16 protein-coding genes and 1 tRNA gene are annotated in these 21,075 nt (G+C 67.2%); 11 read left to right on the top strand and 6 right to left on the bottom strand.

Going from position 1 to position 21,075, the window contains the following annotated elements; genetic code table 11:
• Nucleotide 1 precedes the first annotated feature (1 nt).
• Nucleotides 2-78 (top strand) — tRNA-Met (locus NED98_RS20255).
• A 61-nt stretch (nt 79-139) separates the two neighbouring features.
• Here NED98_RS20255 and NED98_RS20260 read toward each other — a convergent pair.
• The 3 genes from NED98_RS20260 to NED98_RS20270 form a co-directional block, all read right to left on the bottom strand.
• On the bottom strand, nt 140-772 hold the full coding sequence (locus NED98_RS20260; RefSeq protein ID WP_265314232.1) for a glutathione S-transferase family protein: 633 nt from the start codon (nt 770-772) through the stop codon (nt 140-142).
• A 40-nt stretch (nt 773-812) separates the two neighbouring features.
• Nucleotides 813-2,504 (bottom strand): amidohydrolase family protein, encoded by a 1,692-nt coding sequence (locus tag NED98_RS20265; protein ID WP_265314233.1) that lies wholly within the window; start codon nt 2,502-2,504, stop codon nt 813-815.
• Between the two features lie 112 nt (nt 2,505-2,616).
• The gene (locus tag NED98_RS20270) at nt 2,617-4,050 is read right to left on the bottom strand and encodes an amino acid permease (RefSeq protein WP_265314234.1); all 1,434 of its coding nucleotides are present in this window, start codon (nt 4,048-4,050) and stop codon (nt 2,617-2,619) included.
• A gap of 61 nt (nt 4,051-4,111) precedes the next feature.
• Here NED98_RS20270 and NED98_RS20275 point away from each other — a divergent pair, with 61 nt between their 5' ends.
• Nucleotides 4,112-5,374, top strand: coding sequence for an NAD(P)/FAD-dependent oxidoreductase (locus NED98_RS20275; protein WP_179512665.1), 1,263 nt, complete (start codon nt 4,112-4,114; stop codon nt 5,372-5,374).
• Between the two features lie 132 nt (nt 5,375-5,506).
• Here the strand turns inward: NED98_RS20275 and NED98_RS20280 are convergent, their stop codons facing one another.
• Complete coding sequence (locus NED98_RS20280) at nt 5,507-6,520, bottom strand: Ldh family oxidoreductase (RefSeq protein WP_265314235.1); 1,014 nt, start codon at nt 6,518-6,520, stop codon at nt 5,507-5,509.
• Nucleotides 6,521-6,598: 78 nt separating this feature from the next.
• Here NED98_RS20280 and NED98_RS20285 point away from each other — a divergent pair, with 78 nt between their 5' ends.
• A complete protein-coding gene (locus NED98_RS20285) occupies nt 6,599-8,089 on the top strand; it encodes a peptide MFS transporter (protein WP_265314237.1) in 1,491 nt (496 codons plus the stop codon).
• On the opposite strand, the gene NED98_RS20290 is transcribed toward NED98_RS20285, so the two are convergent.
• Nucleotides 8,052-9,086 (bottom strand): proline racemase family protein, encoded by a 1,035-nt coding sequence (locus NED98_RS20290; RefSeq protein ID WP_265314238.1) that lies wholly within the window; start codon nt 9,084-9,086, stop codon nt 8,052-8,054. The genes NED98_RS20285 and NED98_RS20290 overlap by 38 nt on opposite strands.
• A gap of 141 nt (nt 9,087-9,227) precedes the next feature.
• Between NED98_RS20290 and NED98_RS20295 the strand changes: the two genes are divergently transcribed.
• From NED98_RS20295 to NED98_RS20305, 3 genes are read left to right on the top strand one after another with little or no spacing between them, the layout of a single operon-like run.
• Nucleotides 9,228-10,142, top strand: coding sequence for a dihydrodipicolinate synthase family protein (locus NED98_RS20295; protein WP_265314239.1), 915 nt, complete (start codon nt 9,228-9,230; stop codon nt 10,140-10,142).
• Between the two features lie 6 nt (nt 10,143-10,148).
• Nucleotides 10,149-11,147: a 4-hydroxyproline epimerase gene (locus tag NED98_RS20300; protein ID WP_265314240.1), complete on the top strand. Its 999-nt coding sequence runs from the start codon at nt 10,149-10,151 to the stop codon at nt 11,145-11,147.
• A 36-nt stretch (nt 11,148-11,183) separates the two neighbouring features.
• On the top strand, nt 11,184-11,837 hold the full coding sequence (locus NED98_RS20305; RefSeq protein WP_179512660.1) for a GntR family transcriptional regulator: 654 nt from the start codon (nt 11,184-11,186) through the stop codon (nt 11,835-11,837).
• 118 nt (nt 11,838-11,955) lie between these two features.
• On the opposite strand, the gene NED98_RS20310 is transcribed toward NED98_RS20305, so the two are convergent.
• The gene (locus NED98_RS20310; RefSeq protein ID WP_265314242.1) at nt 11,956-13,158 is read right to left on the bottom strand and encodes a M24 family metallopeptidase; all 1,203 of its coding nucleotides are present in this window, start codon (nt 13,156-13,158) and stop codon (nt 11,956-11,958) included.
• 380 nt (nt 13,159-13,538) lie between these two features.
• On the opposite strand from NED98_RS20310, the gene NED98_RS20315 reads away from it, so the two are divergent.
• The 5 genes from NED98_RS20315 (at nt 13,539) to NED98_RS20335 (ending at nt 21,067) form a co-directional block, all read left to right on the top strand.
• Nucleotides 13,539-13,958 carry a hypothetical protein gene (locus NED98_RS20315; protein ID WP_179512658.1) on the top strand — a complete coding sequence of 140 codons (420 nt, stop codon included), beginning with the start codon at nt 13,539-13,541 and terminating at the stop codon, nt 13,956-13,958.
• Nucleotides 13,959-14,192: 234 nt separating this feature from the next.
• Nucleotides 14,193-15,782: a serine hydrolase domain-containing protein gene (locus NED98_RS20320; RefSeq protein ID WP_265314243.1), complete on the top strand. Its 1,590-nt coding sequence runs from the start codon at nt 14,193-14,195 to the stop codon at nt 15,780-15,782.
• Nucleotides 15,783-15,871: 89 nt separating this feature from the next.
• The gene (locus tag NED98_RS20325; RefSeq protein WP_265314244.1) at nt 15,872-18,577 is read left to right on the top strand and encodes a TonB-dependent receptor domain-containing protein; all 2,706 of its coding nucleotides are present in this window, start codon (nt 15,872-15,874) and stop codon (nt 18,575-18,577) included.
• A gap of 306 nt (nt 18,578-18,883) precedes the next feature.
• Nucleotides 18,884-19,549: a response regulator gene (locus tag NED98_RS20330; protein ID WP_179512655.1), complete on the top strand. Its 666-nt coding sequence runs from the start codon at nt 18,884-18,886 to the stop codon at nt 19,547-19,549.
• A 3-nt stretch (nt 19,550-19,552) separates the two neighbouring features.
• Nucleotides 19,553-21,067, top strand: a complete 1,515-nt coding sequence (locus tag NED98_RS20335; RefSeq protein WP_265271377.1) for an ATP-binding protein — start codon at nt 19,553-19,555, stop codon at nt 21,065-21,067.
• The last annotated feature ends 8 nt before the right edge of the window (nt 21,068-21,075 follow it).

Below are 21,075 nucleotides of genomic sequence, written 5' to 3' on the forward strand. Positions count from 1 at the left end.
ACGCGGGGTGGAGCAGCCCGGTAGCTCGTCAGGCTCATAACCTGAAGGTCACAGGTTCAAATCCTGTCCCCGCAACCATCGATCCCATAACTACCCCCGCCGTACCCACGGCGGGGGTTGTTGCGTTCTTGGGCGCCACTCAAAAGCCGCGACCAGCGGAACCTTGCGCGGCCTGTGCCGCCAGGAACGCCGGCCTCGCCGACAGCCGTTCCCAATAAGCCGCAATCTCCGGACTGAATTTGTGCCCGAGGTCGAGCGCGCGCGCCAGCAGCAGCGCGTACCCCACGCACAGATCCGCCATCGTGAACCGCCCCGCGCATAGCCATTCACGATCCGCCAGCGTGCGGGTGAGGTGGCGCAGCCGTGACAGAAACCATTGCGTATAATCGTCCGCCGCCTGCGCCACTCGCCGCTCTTTGGGTTCCAGCCGGGTGTAGCGGAGGACGATCGTCTGCGGGAAGGTCAGCGTCGCCTCGCTGCGGTGCAGCCAGTCCAGCCATAGCCCGTAATCTGCCTCGTCCGGGCGAACCGCGAGCGCCGTGGGCCCGTATCGCGTCGCCAGATACTGGGGAATCGCCGCCGATTCGGTCATCCGCACCGCGCCGTCGATCATCAGCGGGATCGTCCCGAGCGGGTTCACCTCGAGATAGTCCGGCTGAAACAGGCGGGGCGGGAAGGGGAGGAGGTGGAGGCGATAGGCCAACCCCATTTCCTCCAACGCCCATAAGGCGCGGAACGACCGCGCATCGACGCAATGATAGAGTTCGATCATCGCCGTCCCCGTCAAGACCAAGCGCCGGTCGAGCGCATCATCATTGCCCGGTGCCCGGATTGGGGGGCGCCGCGCCCGGCTGGCCGAGCCGCGTCTTTTCCGCCGCCACCATATCGGCGACCTCGGCGAGCAGCTTGCGCGCGTCGAAGACGATCCCGTCCTTCACGGTATAACTGACCCCGCCGACCAGCTCCTGCTTGTTGGTCGCGGGGTTCAGCCGCCAATGCCCGGTGCCGTAGAGCGTCTTCAGATTGGCGAGCGGATTTTCCTTCACGATCACCAGATCCGCCAGCATCCCGGGCCGCACCACGCCGACCGGCGCGGGCACGCCCTTGTGGCGCCACAATTCGTCGGCGCTCCACATCGTCGCCGAGCGCACGATCTCGAGCGGGGTGAAGCCCGCCTCGCGGAACAGCTCGAGCTCCTCGACATAAGCGAAGCCATAGGTCTTGAAGATGAACCCGGAATCGGTGCCCACCGTGACCCGACCGCCGATATTCTTGTAATCGTTCATTAGCTTGAAGAAATTCGCATAGAAGCGCTTCCAGGCGAATTCATTCTCGGTCGTCCAGTCGTAGAAATAGGAGCCGTGGTTGTCGCGCGTCGACTGGAAGTAATTCCACAGCTGCGGCGTGGTATAACGGTTGTGCCAATCCGCATTGCGCGCGCGCATCAGATCGCGCGACGCAGCATAGATATTGAACGTCGGGTTGAAGATGACGCCATTGTCCTTCTGGTGGTGGAGATAGTCCATCCACTCGGGCGATTCGGGCGGATAGACCTCGTTCCAGATCTCGGCGATGTCGCCGAAGCGATGCTGTTCGTTGTTGTAATTGTAATCGAGCGGAAATTGCTGGATCGTCGCGCCCCTCAGCAGTGCTTCGTGATGCCCGTAGAAATGCGTCACGGTGTCGAGATGCGCGTCGCCCGCGTCGCGCGCGTTGAAATTGGCGACCCCGGTCTGCGAGAGATGCGCCAGCGTGCCCATCTTGTTCTTATGCGCTTCGTCGATCGCCGCGGCGATGATCGCGGGGGTTTCCTCGGGCCGGTTGAAGAATTTGATTCCGTCGATGTTGTGCGTCGCGGCCCAGCGCACCCAGGCGCGCGCCTTGTCGGGTGAATCGACCGCCCCGCCGGCCCAGCCCGCACCGAGCGTCTGATAATTGAAGATGCGCGGCGCCGCGATCTGGTTCGCCGCCGAGCGATCCTTCTCCGAACCGGCGATGTCGGGAGGCGCCAGCGGCACCCCGCGCACCGTGGTGACGCCGTGCGCGAGCCACAATTTATAGGCGTAGCTCATGTCGGGCGCCTTGTCCGCGGCGGGGGCGTGGACATGGGTGTCGACGAACCCGGGCAGCGCGTACATGCCGGTCGCGTCGAGCTCGTAATCGGCATCGCGCGGCTCGCGCTGTGCTTTCATCGGCAGCCCGGGCCAGCCCGCCTGGATCACGGCGGTGATGCGATTGCCCTCGATCACAATATCCATCGGCCCGCGCGGCGGGGCGCCGGTGCCGTCGATCAGCGTGACGCCGCGGATCACCAATTTGCGAAACGGCCCGACGCTTTCCGCGGGGCTGCGCGCCGGCGCCGGCACATATTGCCCGGCCGGCCCCGGCGTCGCGCCGGTCGCGCCCCCCGCCACCCATTCGTCGTGATCCTGCGCGATCGAGGCGCTGCCCAGCGCCGCGATGCCCGCGATCAGCATCGTGGTGGAGAGAAAGAATCGCTTCATGCCCTGTTTCCTTGCCCCGGTTCGGAAAAAATCCTTCGCCGGATAAGCATGGCTCGGGCATCGCCTCAGCGGAAGGGCCGGCGTAAACTTAAATCGACTGCCGGATGCCGCGTCACGAGCTTGCGCGCGTCGCCTGCCCGGCGGTGCTGCGCTGGCGACCATAAACGAAATAGATCAGGATTCCGATCACGTTCCAGCCGATGAAGCGCGTGATCGTATGCGTCGGCAGGCTGGTGATGAGATAGGCGCAGCCGAGGATCGCGAGCGTGCCGACGACATAGGGCTGGGGGCAGGCGAACACCCGCGGCAGCTCGGGCGCGCGCTTGCGCAGGATCATCATGCAGGCGGCGACCGAGATGAACGCGAGGAGCGTGCCGGCATTGGCCAGCTCGGCGATCTCGTCGAGCTTGAAGAAGCCCGCCACCCCGGCGACGAACAATCCGGTCAGCCCGGTGATCAGCATCGGCGATCCGGTGCGCGCCGAGACGAGGCTGAGCTTGCGCGGGAGCAGGCCGTCGCGCGCCATGACGAAGAAGATCCGGCTCTGGCCGTACATCATCACCAGGATGACCGATGGGAGAGCGACCAGCGCGGCAAGCGCGATCGCCCAGGCGGCGAACGGGTGGTGGAGCGTGCGCAGCACGAAGGCCAGCGGCTCCGACGAGGCGCCGACCGCGGCATGATTGACCGCGCCGACCGCGGCGACCGCGACGAGGATGTAGATCAGGGTGCACACCGCCATCGACCCGATGATCCCGATCTTCAGATCGCGCGACGGATTCTTGGCCTCCTCCGCCGACGTGGCCACCGCATCGAAGCCGTAGAAGGCGAAGAACACGATCGCCGCCGCCGCCATCACCCCGCGCGTCTTGCCCGCGGCATCGACCCCGCTGGCGAAACCATAGGGCATGAACGGCTCCATATTGCCCGCGTTGAACGCCGGCAGCGCGAGCAGGACGAATGCCGCCAGCGCGCTGAGCTTGATCACCACCAGCACGATATTGAGCGTCGCGCTCTCGCGCGTCCCCGCCATCAGCAGCCCGGCGACCGCCAGCGCGACGAGCGCGGCGGGCAGGTTGATGAGGCCGCCGGCATGCGGGCCGCCGAGGATGATCGGGGGGAGATGGATTCCGGCGGACTCGATCCAGCCGACGAGATAGCCCGACCAGCCGACAGCGACGGTGCTGCACGCGAGCGAATATTCGAGGATCAGGCTCCAGCCGACGATCCATGCGACCGTCTCGCCCATCACCGAATAGGAATAGGTATAGGCACTGCCGGCGGTGGGAATCAGCGTTGCCAGCTCGGCATAAGCGAGCGCGGCGCAGGCGCACACCGCGCCGGCGATGACGAAGGCGAGGATCACCGCGGGGCCGGCGCGGTCAGCGCCGACCCCGGTGAGCGTGTAGATACCGGTGCCGACGATCGCCCCGACGCCGAGCGCGATCAGATGCGGCCAGCTCAACGTCTTGCGGAGCTGCTCCCCCTCGCGGTGCGCGGCGGCCGCGGCAAAAGGCTTTCGCGGGCCAAGTAGAAATTGTGCCAATCCAGCCTCTCTCGATACAATCGTTCGTTGTACATGAATCGTATACGTTATATATTTAGCCATGCAAAATAAAAATCGGCCGGCAGCGCGGAGCGCGGTGGTGATCGGCGGCGGCATCGTCGGGATGAGCAGCGCGATCGCGTTGCTCGAGCGCGGCATGGCCTGCACGCTGATCGATCCGGCGACCGAGCGGCGCGGCGCATCGTGGGGCAATGCCGGGCATATCGCGATCGAGCAGGTCGAGCCGCTCGCGTCCATGCGGACGGTGCGCAGCCTGCCGCGACGCTTGTTCAGCCGGGGCGGGGCGGTGGCACTGCCGGCGCGCGATATTGCGGCGTGGCTGCCCTTTTCGCTGCGGCTGCTGGCGGCGGCGCGGCCGAAGCGGTTCGATGCCGGGAAGGCGGCGCTGGCCGCGCTGCTCGCGGCGGCGCTGCCGGCGTGGCGGCGGCTGGTGGCGAACGCCGGCGCGGCCGACCTGCTGGTCGAGGATGGCCATTTCATCGTCTGGGAAACCCCGCAGAGTGCGGCGGCGGGGCGCGCCGCCTGGGCGGCGACCGATATCGGCGCGGCGCGCTTCCGCGACGTGACTCCTGCGGAAATGGCGCAGATCGCCGCGCTGACCAAATTGCGGCCCGCGGGGGCGATCCGCTTCCTCGGCAGCGGGCAGGTCGCCGATCTGGGCGAGCTGGCGACGGCGCTCGACCGGCGCTTCACGGCGTTGGGCGGGGTGCATCGGGTTCAGGCTGCAACTGCGCTGGAGCGCGAGGGCGCGGGGGTGGCGGTGAGGCTCGCCGACGGCACATTGCTGCGCGCCGATGCCGTGCTGGTCGCGACCGGCGCGCGTGCCGGCGAATTGCTGGCGCCGCTCGGCTTGCACGTGCCGCTGATCGCCGAGCGCGGCTATCATATCCGCAGCGCCGAGACGACATGGCCGGCGGAGATGCCGCCGTTGGTGTTCGAGGATCGCTCGATGATCGTCACGCGGTTCCGCGGCCATGTGCGCGCGGCGAGCATCGTCGAATTCTCCCGCGTGTCGCGCCCGGCGGACCCGCGCAAATGGGCGCGGCTGCGCGATCATGTTGCGGCGCTCGGGCTGCCCTTCGCGCTGCCTGGGGAGGAATGGATCGGCGCGCGCCCGACGCTGCCGGATTACCTACCCGCGATCGGCGCGAGCACGCGCGCGGCCAATCTCTTCTATGCCTTCGGGCATCAGCATCTCGGGCTGACGCTCGGGCCGGTGACGGGCGAGGCGATCGCCGCGCTGATCGCGGGGGAGACGCCGGGGCTGGATTTGGCGCCGTTCGATCTGCGGCGTTTCGGTTGATCCGGGGGATGCATTTGCCCTCTCCCCATTCGGGCTGAGCTTGTCGAAGCCCTGCACTTTTCTTCGCAAGGAAGAAGGGCAGCCCCTTCGACAAGCTCAGGGCGAATGGGTCGCTACTTCGCGGACGGGGCGCTAGTCGAGATAGGCCGCGATATCCTCGTACAGCTTTCGCGAGACCGTCACCCCGTTCGCCAGACTCCGCGCCCGCGCTTCATAGCGTCGCCGAGACGGCAACCGCGCGCCTTGCCCGAGAATACCGTCGAAGATCCGCTCGGCGCGCGCGAGATGCTCGGCCGTCGCCGCACCGAGGAACCCGGCGGGGTCGATCGCGATGATCAGTTCGCCGCCGCGCGGCGAGGAGCGCGTGCCTTCATCGTCGGCGAGCGATTCCGCGCTTGTCATGTCGCCGATCAGCGGGCCGGCGATCAGCTCGACCATCGCCGCCAGCGCCGATCCCTTGTGTCCGCCGAACGTCAGCATCGCGCCCGCCAGCGCCGCCGCGGCATCGGTGGTCGGCTGGCCCTCGGGGTCGACGCCCCAGCCGAGCGGGATCGGCTTGCCGGCGCGACGATGAAGCTCGATCTCGCCGCGCGCCACCGCGCTGGTCGCGAAATCGAACACGAAGGGGTCGGCGGCGGGGCGCGGCCAGGCGAAGGCGATCGGGTTGGTCCCGAACAGGGGGCGGGCGCCCCCTGCGGGTGCGACCCAGGCGTGGCTGGGGGTGAAGGCGAACGCGACCAGCCCGGCGCGCGCCAATGCTTCCACCTCGGGCCATAAAGCGGCGAAATGGACGCAATTGTTGAGCCCCAGCGCGGCGATGCCGCATGCGCGCGCCTTTTCGATCAGCACCGGGCGCCCGATCTCGAAGGCGAGCTGGGCATAGCCGCGGTTCCCGTCGACCCGCGCGAGCGCCGGGGCGGTATCATGGAGCATCGGTGCGGCATCGAGCGCGACCTTGCCCGCGCTGATGGTCTGCGCGCAGCTGAGCAGGCGATAGATGCCGTGGGCGCCGCATTCGTCGCGTTCCCCCGCGACGATCGTTTCGGCGACCGGCCCGATCTGGCGCGCCGATAGCCCAAGCCGCGCGAGCACGCGGCGGGCGAAATCGCGAACCTCGTCGAGCGAGAGGGTGATCGTCTCGTCCATTCACACTTCCTGTCGGTTACGGGATTGCTCCGGCGATCGATGTGTATATCGTATACGTAATTCGAGGGAAGGGAAAGAATGACGGTAGCAGCCCCGAGCGCGACGGATCCGGGCGCGGTCCCCGCTGTGGACGGACCGACGCTGCTCGGCCACCCCGCCGGGCTGTTCGTGCTGTTCTTCACCGAGATGTGGGAGCGCTTTTCCTATTACGGGATGCGCGCGCTGCTGATCTTCTATCTGATCGGCCATTGGGGGTTCGGCGAAGACCGCGCCTATGTCGTCTACGGTTCCTATACCGCTTTGGTATTCCTGGCGCCGGCGATCGGCGGCTATCTTGCCGATCGCTATATCGGGGCGAGCAGGGCGGTCGCTTACGGCGGGGTGCTTCTGGCATGCGGCCATATCCTGCTGGCGATCGAGGGGGAGGGCGCGCAGGGCGGGATCGGCTGGTTCTGGGCGGCGCTGGCGCTGATCGTCACTGGCACCGGTTTCCTCAAGGCGAATATCTCGGTGCTGGTCGGCGATCTCTACGACCGCGCCGACGTGCGGCGCGATCCGGGGTTCACGATCTTCTATATCGGGATCAACAGCGGCGCGGCGCTGGGGGCGATCGTCGCGGGCTATCTCGGGCAGGCGATCGGGTGGCGCTGGGGTTTCGGCGCGGCGGGGGTGGCGATGCTCGCCGGGCTCGCGGTGTTCCTGTGGGGACGGCGCTGGCTGATGGGGCGCGGCGGGCCGCCGGCCGGGGCACGGCTCGGCGAGCGGCGCTGGGGCATCACCCGCGAATATCGCGTCTATCTTGCCGGGCTCGTCGGGGTGGCGGGGGTGTGGTGGCTGATCCAATATCAGCAGCTCGTCGGCCTCGCGCTCGGTGCCGGGGGCGCGATCGTCGTCGGCTATATCCTGTTCACCGCGGTGGTCCGGCTACCCAGGGCCGAGCGCAACGGCATCTTCCTTGCGCTCGTGCTGATCCTGCTGTCGATCCTGTTCTGGGCCTTTTACGAACAGGCCGGATCGTCGCTCAACGTCTATACCGAGCGGCACGTCGACCGGCGGCTGTTCGGCATCGCGATGCCTGCGGCGGTGTTCCAGTCGCTCACCGCGATCCATATCATCATCTTCGGCCCGGTGATGGCGTGGCTGTGGCTGCGCCTCGCGCGGCTCGGGCGCGAGCCTTCGGTGCTGACCAAGTTCGGTCTCGGTCTGGCTTTGCTGGGGCTCGGCTTCCTTATCCTCGTCGCGGGCGCGCGCGGCGCGGGCGGGGCGCCGACCCCGCTGATCTTCATCGTGCTGCTCTATCTGTTTCACACCCTGGGCGAATTGTGCCTGTCGCCGATCGGGCTGGCGGCGATGACCCGGCTCGCGCCGCCGCAGATGGCGGGGCTGCTGATGGGCACCTGGTTCCTCGCCACCGCGGCGGGGAATTTCACCGCCGGGCTGATCGCGCGCGCCAGCGCCGGGGGGACGGCGGTCGAGACCTTCGCGACGGTCGGCTGGACCGCGGTGATCGCCGGCGCCGCCGTCGTCGCGATCAGCGTCGTAGCGCGCCGTAGCTTGCGGGGAGCGTGAAGCCGAAGCCGAGCGCGTCTGCCGGGTCGATCGTGAAGGTCGCGGTGCCGGTGAAGCTGGCATGCCCGGCGACGCGCACCTGCACCGCGGGGATCGTGCCGGCCTTGGTCTCGCCGATCGCCGTCGCGGTGAAGGGGATGCCGGTCGGGCCGGAGAAGGACCGTTCGACCCCCGCCGCGATCAGCCCGCGCGCATGATCCGCGGCCATCCGCGCGGTGACCCCGCTGCCGGTCGGGCTGCGATCGACCTGGCCGTCGGCGAAGACGCAGAGATTGTAGCTCGGCGCGGGCGGCGGCGCGTCGTCGGTGAGGATCGTCCCGTAGAGAAAGCCGAGATCGGCGGCGTCGGGGTGGACGATGTTGAGCGTTCGCCGCCCCGCCTCGGTGATCGCCTTGCCCGCCGCGACCAGCCGGTCGAGCGGCGTATCGAAGAAATCGAGCCCGAGGCGCGAGGCGGGAAGCAACGCGTAAAAGGCCCCGCCATAGGCAAGGTCGCAGGTGATTGCGCCGAATCCCGCCACCTCGATCACCGCGTCGCGCTGCGCGAGAAAGGCGGGGACGCTGTCGAACGCGGTGCGCACGACGCGCCCGTCCTGCACTGTGCAGCACAATCGCACCAACCCGCACGGCAGCTCGATCGCGAAGCGCGTCTCGGGCTCGGTCGCCGCCACCCGCCCGCTTTCCACCAGCCACTTGCCGAGCGCGATCGTCGCGTGGCCGCACATCGTGCTATAGCCTTCGTGGTGCGTGAACAGCGCGCCGAATACCGCCTCGGGATGAGTCGGGGCGACCGGGATGACGCCGTACATATCGGCATGGCCGCGCGGTTCGAACATCAGCGCGCGGCGCAACGCATCGTGCTGCGCCTGCGCCGCGCGGCGCTTGTCGAGGATCGTCGCGCCGGCGAGCGCGGGATAGCCCGCCACCACGATCCGCACCGGCTCCCCCGCCGTATGCATGTCGACGACGCTTAGCTGGGTGATCGTCTCGCCGGCCATTCGCTCTCCCCTTCTCGTTCGGTTTCATCGCATTATCGTCCCGATTCCAATTGGAACGGCCAGACGCGCGACGAAAGCTGTTGCACAAGCGGCAGGACTATCGTATACGATATCCAATTATTGAAAAGAGGTTTGATTGCGATGTCGATTGGATGGAGCGGCGTATTCCCCGCGGTGACGACCCAGATTCGCGAAGATCTGTCGATCGATCTTCCCGAAACGCAGCGCGTGGTGGACGATCTGATCCGCGACGGGGTGACCGGGGTGATCGCGCTCGGCACCGTCGGTGAGAATAATTCGCTCGAATATGACGAGAAGGTCTCGGTGCTCTCGGCGATCGTCGAGGTCGTCGCGGGGCGTGTGCCGGTGATCACCGGGGTGTCGGAATATGATCTGCGCCGCGCGGTGCGCTATGCCCAGGCCGCCGAAAAGGCCGGTGCCGACGGGCTGATGCTGTTGCCGCCGATGGTCTATGTCACCAAGCCCAACGAACTGGTCGCGCATTTCCGCGGCGTCGCGGCGAGCACGCGGCTGCCGATCATGCTCTACAACAACCCGCCCGCCTATCGCACCGTGATCGATCGCGATGTGCTGTCGGCGCTGGTCGACGTGCCTAATATCGTCGCGGTGAAGGAATCGGCGCCTGATACGCGGCGCTTCACCGATTTCCGCAATATTTTCGGCGATCGCTTCGTGCTGTTCGCCGGGCTCGACGATGTCGCGCTTGAGGGACTGTATCTCGGCGCGCGCGGCTGGGTGTCGGGCCTCACCAATGCCTTCCCCAAGGAATCGGTCGAGCTGGTGCGCGCGTTCGAGCGCGGCGATCATGCCAAGGCGATGGAAATCTATCGCTGGTTCATGCCGTTGCTCCACCTCGATGCCGAGCATGATCTGGTCCAGTCGATCAAGCTGGCCGAGCAGGTGATGGGCCGTGGCTCGGAACGCGTCCTCCCGCCGCGTTACGTGCTCGAAGGCGCGCGCCGTGCGGAGGTGATCGCGATGGTCGAGAAGGCGGCGGCGACCCGCCCGTCGCTCGGCATCGCCAACGCCGCCTGAGGGGCCATGCGCCACACCTTCTTCTGCATCGACGGCCATACCGCCGGCAACCCCGTCCGCCTCGTTGCGGGCGGGGCGCCGTTGCTCAAGGGCGGTTCGATGTCCGAACGGCGGCAGGATTTCCTCAACCGTTTCGACTGGATCCGCACCGGGCTGTGTTTCGAGCCGCGGGGGCATGACATGATGTCGGGCGGGTTCCTCTATCCGCCGACGCGCGAGGATGCCGATATCGGCATCCTGTTCATCGAAACCTCGGGCTGCCTGCCGATGTGCGGGCACGGCACGATCGGGATCGTCACCTTCGGGCTCGAACACGGGCTGATCCAGCCGGCGGTTGCCGGGCGGCTCAGGGTCGAGGTGCCGGCGGGGGTGATCGACATCGCTTACGAGACCGCGGGCGACCGGGTGACGTCGGTGAAGATCACCAACGTTCCCTCTTATGTCGCCGCGCGCGACGTGACGGTCGAGGTCGACGGGATCGGCACGCTGACGATCGATGTCGCTTATGGCGGCAATTATTATGCGATCGTCGAGCCGCAGGGGAATTATACCGGGCTCGACGATCTCGGCGCCGCGCGGCTGATCGAGCTGAGCGGCCGCGTTCGCGAGGCGGTGCGCGCCAAGGTCGAACCGGTCCACCCGCTCGACCCCACGATCCGCGGGGTCAGCCATATGTTGTGGGCGGACAAGCCCAAAAGCGACGGCGCCGACGGGCGCAACGCGGTGTTCTACGGCGACAAGGCGATCGATCGCAGCCCGTGCGGCACCGGCACCTCGGCGCGGCTGGCACATCTCGCCGATCGCGGGCGGCTCAAGGTCGGCGATCGCTTCGTCCACGAAAGCTATATCGGCAGCCGCTTCATCGGCCGGGTTGAGGCCGCGATCATATTGGACGACCGGCCGGCGATCATCCCCTCGATCGAGGGAAGCGCGATCGCCACCGGATTCAATACGATCTGGATTGATCGCGATGATCGTTTCTGGAATGGCTTTCAGGTCAAGTGACGCGCTAGTCGCGTCACCTTCCCGGAGGAAATTGGGATGAGCATCGTCGTCCGCACGCTTTCGGAGCGCGTCTTCGAAGTGGTGCGCGAGCGGATCGTGGACGGCACCCTGCCCACCGGGTTGCCGATCCGGCAGGATGCGCTTGCCGCCGAACTGGGGGTGAGCAAGATCCCGCTGCGCGAGGCGCTGGCGCGGCTCGAACAGGAGGGGCTGCTCTCCAGCCACGCCAATCGCGGCTATTTCGTCCGTCCGATGTCGATGGAGGAAGTCGACGAAATCTACGCGCTGCGCCTCGCGGTCGAGCCGGCGGCGGCGGCTTATGCCGCGTCGCGCGCCGACGATGCGGCGCGCGCCGCGGCGGTGGAGGCGTTCGAGGCGCTCGACAATGCCGCGAACAGCAAGCTCGCCGAGGTCGCGGTGTGCAACCGCGATTTCCATGTCGCGCTGGTGCGCCCCGGCGGGCGATTGCTGACGACGCAATTGGTCGAGCGGCTGTCGGTGATCGCCGAACGCTATGTCGTCGCGCATCTCGAGCCGGCGGGGCGCGAATCGCGCGCGCACAAGGAGCATCGTATGCTGCTCGATGCCTTTCTGGCCGGGCAGGGGGACAAGCTCGAAGCGCTGCTGCGCCAGCATATCCAGGCGACGCTCGACGATCTCAAGGTGCAGTTCGCCGCGCAAGCGGCGTAACTCCCCGCCACAATCATCCCGTTCGCCCTGAGCCTGTCGAAGGGCGGCCCCCGCTCTCGAATGACAGGACGCCCTTCGACAGGCTTAGGGCGAACGGTCTTATCGTGCCCGCTGTGCCCTAACCGAACGGGCGATCGATCGACGGCGACGGCTGGGTAAACCAGCGCGGGCCGGCTTCGGTCATGTAGAAATGATCCTCCAGCCGCACGCCGAAGCTGTCGGGGACGACGATCATCGGCTCGTTGGAAAAGCACATCCCCGGGGCGAGCGGGGTCTTGTCGCCGCGCACCAGATAGGCGGGTTCGTGGATCGACAGCCCGATCCCGTGGCCGGTGCGGTGCGGCAGGCCGGGCAACCGGTAATCAGGGCCGAGCCCGGCGCGCTCCAGCACCGCGCGCGCGGCATGATCGACCGTCTCGCACGGCACGTCGATCCGCGCGGCGTTGAATGCCGCGGCCTGCGCCTCCTGCTCCAGCGCCCAGATGCGGCGTTGCTCGGCGCTCGGCTCGCCGAAGACATAAGTGCGGGTGATGTCGGAATGATAGCCCTCGATCACGCAGCCGGTATCGATCAGCACGACATCGCCTTCGCGTAACTCCGCGTCGCCGGGCAGACCGTGCGGAAAGGCGCTGGCGCGGCCGAACTGGACGATGACGAAGCCGTTGCCGCCCGGCGCGCCGATCGCACGATGCGCCTGATCCAGAAAGCGCGCCACCTCGCTCGCGCGGATGCCGGGGTGGAGGATGCGCGCGGCGCGGCGTTGCACCTCGAGCGTCATCGACTTGGCTTGCTGCATCAGCGCCAGTTCGGCGGCCGATTTGTACATGCGGCAGCCGTCGACGATCGCGCTCGCCTCGACGAGGTCGAGCGACGGCGCCACGGCGCGCAGTCGCTCGACGAACAGCAGCGCCATCGCCGGATCGACCGCGAGCCGCGTCGCGCCGGTCTCGTGCAGCGCGGCGGCGACCAGCGCCGACGGGCTCTCGTCCTCCTCCCACAAGCGCAGATCGGCGTCGATCGACAGATCGGCCTCCAGCGTGCCCTGCTCGAAGCGCGGCGCGATCACGATCGGTCGCCCGGTTTGCGGCAACAGCATCGCCACCAGCCGCTCGCTCGCCCCCCAGGGGACGCCGGCGAAATAGCGCAGCGACGCGCCCGCCCCGATCAGCAGCGCGTCGGCGCGGTTCTCGCGCATCAGCCGCCGCGCCTTTTCCAGCCGCTGTTCACGCTCCGCGCCGCTGATCGACGGGGCCGCATCGGCCCAGAGCGACAGAGTCTCCAGTTCGCGAGCGGCGGTCGAGCCGCCGATGCCGTTGGTCATGTCGATGCTCCGAAGCAGGAACTATAGTATACCGAATACGATACATGCAGAATCTGTTCAACCGTTCGGGCGATCGTTGCCGCAAATGTAACCAATTTTTTTAAGATCGCGTTTCGTTTGACGCAGATCAAAGCGCGGCGCGGCGCGGCGTTGCAAGGTTATGAAGTCAGGCGTCGGGGGGCGCCTGACCCCTTCCTTGAACCCCGGAGGGAGGCGCGGCTGGCTCGATGTGGGACGAGCCGGTCGCGCCAACGGGGGCGCCGCCTTGTCCGGCGCGGCGATCGCTCGAAGCCGGTCATCTCCATAATGGCACCGCTTGCCGCTTGGCGTCGAGATTGCGCAGATGATAGCCTTCGTCCGCATAATCGAGGAGGCGGGATATGAAACCTCGATCGATGTCGACGGTTCGTCTTGCGTGCTTCAGCCTGATCTTTGCTTTCCAGCCTGCATATGCCGCGTGCCCCGATCTCAAGCCGGGCGCGCTTTATCCTTGGCAGACCAGCGAGATCATGACGGGCGATCAATGGGCCGACGTCTATCTCGACATCGATGAAAGGGGCCGGGCGGACAATTGCCGGATCGGCAAGAACAATGTCAGTGTCGACATGCAGGCGATGATGTGCCGCACGCTCATGCGCGAATATACTGAGAACCCCAAGGCGATTAACACGCCGGCAGAGCAGGGCACGATCAAGCGGCATTTTTTCCTCGCCGGCCGGACTCATCGCAAGGCCGACGAAATGGCGCGGAAGCAATATTTCGCGACGCACCCGGATGAGAGCCAGGGCTGCTATCCGTAACGGCTTCGGCGCGCTGGCACGGCTCCCCCGATCGACCCGAGGAACCCCGCTGCGGATGATGATCTGCCGCCTTCGGGGCTGCGCGCGACATAAACCTGCAAAATTTACACCGTTGATGACAGGTTGATGACAGCGACCCCGATTATCGGGCTCCGATCGGATTGTCCCCAGGGGGGACGGTGAGACGCGAATCGGAGGAAGCGGGTGCGGGGTGCTGCTCGGGGAATAAAGATGATGCCGGTCGTTGCAGCGCTCGGCGTCGCGGCGCTGGGCAGCGCGCCCGCGCGGGCGGCCGACGACGCGGCGACTGCGCGGCTCGACGCGATCTTCGCGCGCTGGGCGAGCAAGGATACGCCGGGCTGCGCGGTCGCGGTGTCGCGCGACGGGCAGGCGATCGTGTCGCGCGCTTATGGCATGGCCGATCTCGAGCAGGGCGTGTCGGCGACGGTCGATTCGATCTACGAAGCGGGATCGGATTCGAAGCAATTCACCGCCGCCGCGCTGCTGATCCTCGCGCGCGAGGGGAAATTGTCGCTCGACGACGATGTGCGCAAGTACCTGCCCGAGCTGCCCGATTACGGCGCGGTCATCACCCTGCGCGACATGCTCCACCACGTCAGCGGGCTGCGCGACTGGGGATCGGTCGCGGGGATCGAGGGCTGGCCGCGCAACAGCCGCACCGCCGACAATGACGACGTGCTCGCGCTGGTCGCGCGGCAGAAGGAACTCAACTTCGCGCCGCGCACGCATTATCTCTACAGCAACAGCAATTATAACCTCGCCGCGATCGTCGTCGCACGCGTCTCGGGCAAGTCGCTGGCCGATTTCACCCGCGAGCGGATTTTCGTGCCGCTCGGCATGACCCACACCAGCTGGCGCGACGATCACCACCGCCTCGTCCTCGGCCGCACCGGCGCCTATGAGGCGTCGCCGCAGGGCTATCGCAACGAGCAGGTGATCGAGGACGCTTATGGCAATGGCGGGCTGCTCACCACGGTGGGCGATCTCGTCAAATGGCAGGCGGCGCTCGACAGCGATTTCTTCGGCAAGGGCTTCGTTGCCGAGATGCAGCAGCCGGCCTTGCTCAAGGACGGCACCAGGATCGCTTATGGCCTCGCGCTGATGTCGGGCGATCACAAGGGTGTGTTCGAGGTGAGCCATTCGGGCTCGACCGGTGGCTATCGCGCGTGGATGGCGCGCTATCCGGCGCAAAAGATCGCGGTCTCGCTGCTGTGCAACACCGGCGATGCCGATACGGTGACGCTCGGGCGTGCGGTGGCCGACCTCTATCTGCCGGTGAAGGCGGAGAAGCCCTATGCCCCGCGCGGGCCGTTGCCCCGGGGCGTGTGGGCTGATCGGCTGACCGGCTTCCCCTATCGCGTCGCGGCCGACAGCAAAGGCGGGCTGACCGTCAACGGCGCCGTGCTGGTGCCGGTGGGCGCAGGGCGCTGGCGGCAACGCGAGACGGTGTTCGCCTTTGCCGGCGATGCGCTGATCCGCGAAACGCGCGAGGGCGAGCGGCTTCCCGCCGATCGCGCGGCGCCGCCGGTGAGCGATCTTGCGGCTTACGCCGGGCGTTACTGCAGCGTCGACAATGACGCGTGCGTCACCGTGACCGCGGAGGGCGCGCGGCTGACGTTCAGCGGTCCGCGCTGGCACGGCCAGCCGCTCGAAGCCGCGTATCGCGACGTCTTCACCGGCGATGCCAAGCCGGTCGCGCCCGAGCTGGTGCTGAAATTCCAGCGCGATGCCGCGGGGCGCGTCGACGCGCTGCGCCTCGGCGAGACGCGGGCCTTCAACATGCTGTTCAAACGCGCCGAGTGAACCGGGCGAAACATCCCCCGGAGAGGAAAAACCACAAAACGCCAGACCCGAATTCCCGGCGAACTGGCTCGATCAAAAGGGAAGTTATCATGTCGAACCGTTGTGACCGCCTGCGCGGCGCGCTGCTCCGCGGCACCGCCGGCACCGCCATCCTGCTGACCTCGCTCGCCGCCGGCGCGGCGATCGCGCAGACCGCGCCGGCGCCCGCCGCCGGGGAATCGACCGCCGCCGAGGCGCAGACTGATATCGTCGTCACCGGTTCGCGCATCGACAAGGCGGGCTTCGACGCGCCGACCCCGACCACCGTGGTCGGCGAGGCCGATCTGCGCATCGGCGCGCGTCCGAGCATCGCGCAGGCGCTCAACGATCTGCCGCAGTTCCGCGCGACGCAGACCCCGACCAGCACCGTCGCCAACACCAATTCCTCCTCCTCGGCGATGGATTTGCGCGGGCTGGGCGTGACGCGCACGCTGACCTTGCTCAACAACCGCCGCTTCACCGGCTCGGCCGATTTGAACACGATCCCGCAGAACATGCTCAAGCGGGTCGAGGTCGTCACCGGCGGCGCCAGCGCGGCCTGGGGCTCGGGCGCAGTCGGCGGCGTGGTCAATCTGATCCTCGACGATAAATTGCAGGGCCTGACGGTCGGCGCGCAGAACGGCATTTCCTCGCGCGGCGACGGCCACCGCTACAGCTTCAACGGCTCGTTCGGCACCAGCTTCGCCGGCGGCCGCGGTCATTTCATGATCGGCGGCGAATATCAGCAGGATATGGGCATTTCGAACCGCTTCTCGCGGCCCAATGTCGGCAGCACCGATCTGTTCTCGCCGGTCGGCGGCGCGAACGGACATAAGCTCATCCTGTCGCGCGACGTGTTCTACGCCAATTACGGCACCAACGGCCTGATCACCAGTGCCGGGGCGCTCAAGGGCCAGACCTTCAACGCCGACGGGTCGCTGCGCCCGTTCCAATTCGGCCAGGTCGGGGTCGGCGGCACCACGATGGTCGGCGGCGAGGGCGTCTCGTCGAACAGCGAACATACGCTGACCAACCCCTATCAGCGCTACAACAGCTACGCCCGCGTCAGCTATGAAGTCGGCCAGGCCAATTTCTGGGCCGATGCAACGTTCAGCCGCATCTGGGCGAAATATCCCTTCTATGCCGAAACCGGCAGCTATGCGCTGAAGGCGACCAACCCCTATGTCCAGCAGGCGCTGGGCGCCGCGGCGACCGACATCACGGTCGGGCGCGTGTTCGAGGATTACGGCATGCGCACCTTCGGGTTCAGCCGCCGCAACATCGAGGGCGCGATCGGGGTCGACGGCACGATCGGCGACGGCAAGTGGAAGTACAGCGCTTATTATGCGCACGGCGAACTGCGCAACGCGCAGAGCTATGACAATCAGATCACCGGCGCGAACCTCAAGAACGCGCTCGACGCGGTGCGTGACGGCAGCGGCAATATCGTCTGCCGCGATGCGCTGACCAACCCCAACACCGCCTGCCGCCCGCTCAACATCCTCGGCGCGGGCCGCGCCGATCCGGCCGCGGTGCGCTATGTGTTCGGCAACCAGGCGAGCGTGGTCTACACCACCAAGCTCGACACCACCGGCTTCTCGTTGCGTGGCGACGCCTTCAACACCTGGGCTGGCCCGGTCTCGGTCGCGGTCGGCGGCGAGGCGCGGTGGGAGAGCATCACCACCAACTCGCTCGATCCGACCTCGGCCGCGGGCGGGTTCAGCCGCTTCAACTTCTCGCCGCTCAACGGCGGGTTCAACGTCCAGGAAGGCTTCGGCGAAGTCGCCATCCCGCTGCTCGACCAGCCGTTCAGCAAGCTCGATATCAACGGCGCGGCGCGGTACAGCCACTATAGCACCTCGGGCGGCATCTGGTCGTGGAAGGTCGGCGCGACCGATCGTATCTTCGACAACCTGCTCCTGCGTTTCTCGCGCTCGCGCGACATCCGCTCGGGCAGCCTGACCGAGCTGTACACGACCGTGGCGACCAGCTTCTTCTCCGTCGCGGAGAACGGCAATACCTATACGGTGACCCGCTATGCCGGCGGCAATCCGCGACTGCGCCCGGAAATCGGCAGCACGCTGACGCTCGGCGCGGTGTTCACGCCGACGGCGATCCGTGGCCTCAACCTCTCGGTCGATTATTATAAGATCGACATCCAGGACGCGATCGTCTCGCTCGGTGCGCAGGACATCATCACGAGCTGCGGGCTGGGCAACAACGCCGCCTGCGCGCAAATCGAGCGCGACGCCAACGGCGCGCCGACAACGATCCGGTCGACCTACATCAACCTCGCGCAATATAAGACGCGCGGGCTCGATATGGAGGCATCCTATGTGCTGCCGATGAACCGCATCAGTAGCCTGCCCGGGTCGCTGCGCTTCCGCGTGCTGGCGACCTATGTCCCCAAGGTCGAGATCAACAACGGCGTGGCGGTGATCCAGCGCGCGGGCGACGTCGGCGACGGCGTCAGCTTCGGCACGCCGAAGTGGCGCGGGACCGGCTCGATCAGCTATTCGAACAGCGATTTCTCGATCGACGCGCGGGTGCGTTATGTCGGCGGCGGGGTCTATGACCACACGCTCGATCTGGCCAACAACAAGATCAACAGCCGCACCTATTTCGATCTCGGCGGGCAGGCGACGATCGGCGGGCTGACCTGGTTCGCCAGCGTCAACAATTTGTTCGATCGCAAGCCGCCGCTGACCACTTATGGCTCGATCTTCTACGATTCGATCGGTCGCTACATCAACGTCGGCGCGAAGGTTCACTTCTGAGGCGCCGGCGCAGCTGATGCGAAAATCGGGGGAGCGATCGCCGAAGCGGTCGCTCCCCTTTTTCGTATCGGGCGCACCGGATGACCGTTGCGTTGCCCGGAACAGCTTTGGACCCTAGGGATCGCGCACGAGACACATCCGTTCGCCCCGAGCTTGTGAGGGCACCCATGAAAGTAATATTTTCATGGGACCCGTCGCAGGGCTGCACCTCTTCTTCGGAAGAAAAGGGCAGGGCTTCGACAAGCTCAGCCCGAACGGGGCTAGGTGATCCCGTTTCGGACGCAATCGCGTCCCAAGGAGGCTGTCATGCGTATCATGCTGGTGGAGGACGACGCGGCGCTCGCGCGTGGCATCGCCTCGTCGCTCGCGTCGGAGGGGCTGTCGGTCGACATCTTCGGCACCGGCGAGGATGCGCTGATGATCGCGCCGAGCGAGCCTTATGCCGCGATCGTGCTCGATCTCGGGCTGCCGGGGATGGACGGGATCGATCTGCTCCGCCGGCTGCGCCATGCGGGGGTGGCGACCCCGATCCTGATCCTCACCGCACGCGATCGCGTCGACGATCGCATCCTCGGGCTCGACGGCGGCGCCGACGATTATATGGTCAAGCCGTTCGACCCGCGCGAGCTGCATTCGCGGGTCCGCGCGCTGATGCGCCGCGCGCACGGCACCCCGGCGCCGGTGCTGCGGCTCGGCACGCTCGAATTCGATCGGTCGAGCCGCACCGTGTTTCTCGACGGGGTGGTCGTGCCGCTCCGCCCGCGCGAGCTGGCGGTGCTCGAAACGCTGATGACGCGCCCCGGCCGGCTGGTCGGCAAGGAGCAGCTTTCGGCGGAGGTGTTCAGCTTCGACGACAATGTCGGGATCAACGCGCTGGAGGTCTATGTCGGCCGGCTGCGCCGCAAGCTCGGCGACAACGGGCCGGCGATCCGCACGGTGCGCGGGCTCGGCTATATGATCGAGGCCGCCTGACCGGTGGCGGTGCGGCGCTACAAATCGTTGCAGGCGCGGCTGATCGCGGCAGTGATGCTGCCGCTGGCGCTGCTCGTCGCGCTGCTCACCGGGATCACCGGCTGGGTCGTCGGGGCGACCGATGCCGACACGCTCGATCGCGTGCTGGTGGGATCGGTGCGCACCTTGAGCCTCGCCTTCGATCAGCCCCCCGATGTGCGCCAGCGGATCGCGCCGCTCGTCATCCATCTGCTCAAGCGACGCGCGCGGCCGGTGGTCAATTTCAGCGTCTATCGCGGCAGCGAGGTGCTGATGGGCGATCCGGGGCTCACGCCGCCCGCCGACTATCGCGTGCGCGACGACGGCCCGATCGATCGCCACCCGCCGGCGCAATTCAAGAAACAGGCGCGCGACACCCAGATGGTGCGCGGCTATATCGATCCGGGCGATGCCGACAGCGTGACCCAGGCGGCCTATCTGCGCGACGGGATGCTCCACGGCCGCCCGGTGCGGATCGCGACCGAAATCCGCCGGCTGGACGGCGGCCCCGATCTCGTCGCGATCCAGATCGCCGATTATGTCGACGACCAGACCGCCTATACGCGCGGCTATGCGGTGCAGATCGCGGGCGAGGGGCTCGCGGTGCTCGCGGTGGCGGCGCTGTTGATCTGGCTGGCGATCGGCTGGGGGCTGCGCCCGTTTGCCGCGCTGACCCGCCAGGTGCGCGACGCGCAGAACGATCCCTCGCTGCAATTCCGTCTTCGGCCACAGCCCGATATGCCGCGCGAGACGATGCCGTTCGTCGATTCGTTCAACGGGCTGATGACCCGGCTGGAAAAGGCCGATCGCTCGCTGCGTCAGTTCACCTCCAGCGCCTCGCACCAGATGCGCACCCCGCTGGCGGTGGCGCGGGTGCATCTCGACGTGCTGCGCCGCGCCGGGCCGCATGCGCCGGCGGCGCGCGATGCGATCGGCGATATCACCCATGCGGTCGAATCGCTCGAGCGGCTGCTGCTCCAGCTGATCGCGCTGGCGCGGACCGACGAGCAATCGATCCAGCCGCTCCAGCCGTTCGACCTTACCGCGCTCGCCGGGCGCGTCACCGCCGATCGCGCGGCACAGGGCGAGGATGACGAGATCGACATTTCCTTCGCCGCCAGGGGGCCGGTGGCGGCGCTCGGCGATCCGGCGCTGGCGGGCGAGCTGGCGGGCAATCTGATCGATAATGCGATCCGCTACAATCGCCCCGGCGGCGGGGTGCGCGTGACGGTGGCGCGCGAAGATGGCGCGGCGCGGCTGACGATCGAGGATGACGGCCCCGGCATCCCCGAAAGCGAGCGCGAAAAGGTGTGGGAGCGTTTCTACCGCATCGCGCGCGAGGATGCGCCGCTTGGCAGCGGGCTCGGGCTGCCGATCGTCCGCGCGCTTGCCGAGCGGATCGGCGCGAGGGTCGCGCTGGGCGATTGCGCAGACGGGAGCGGGCTGCGCGTGACGGTCGATTTCCGGGTGCCGGAGGATGCGTCGCCCGTGGCGGCGTGACAGGTTGC

Origin of the sequence: Sphingomonas lycopersici, assembly GCF_026130605.1 — a bacterium.
In the GTDB taxonomy this organism is placed as follows: domain Bacteria; phylum Pseudomonadota; class Alphaproteobacteria; order Sphingomonadales; family Sphingomonadaceae; genus Sphingomonas; species Sphingomonas lycopersici.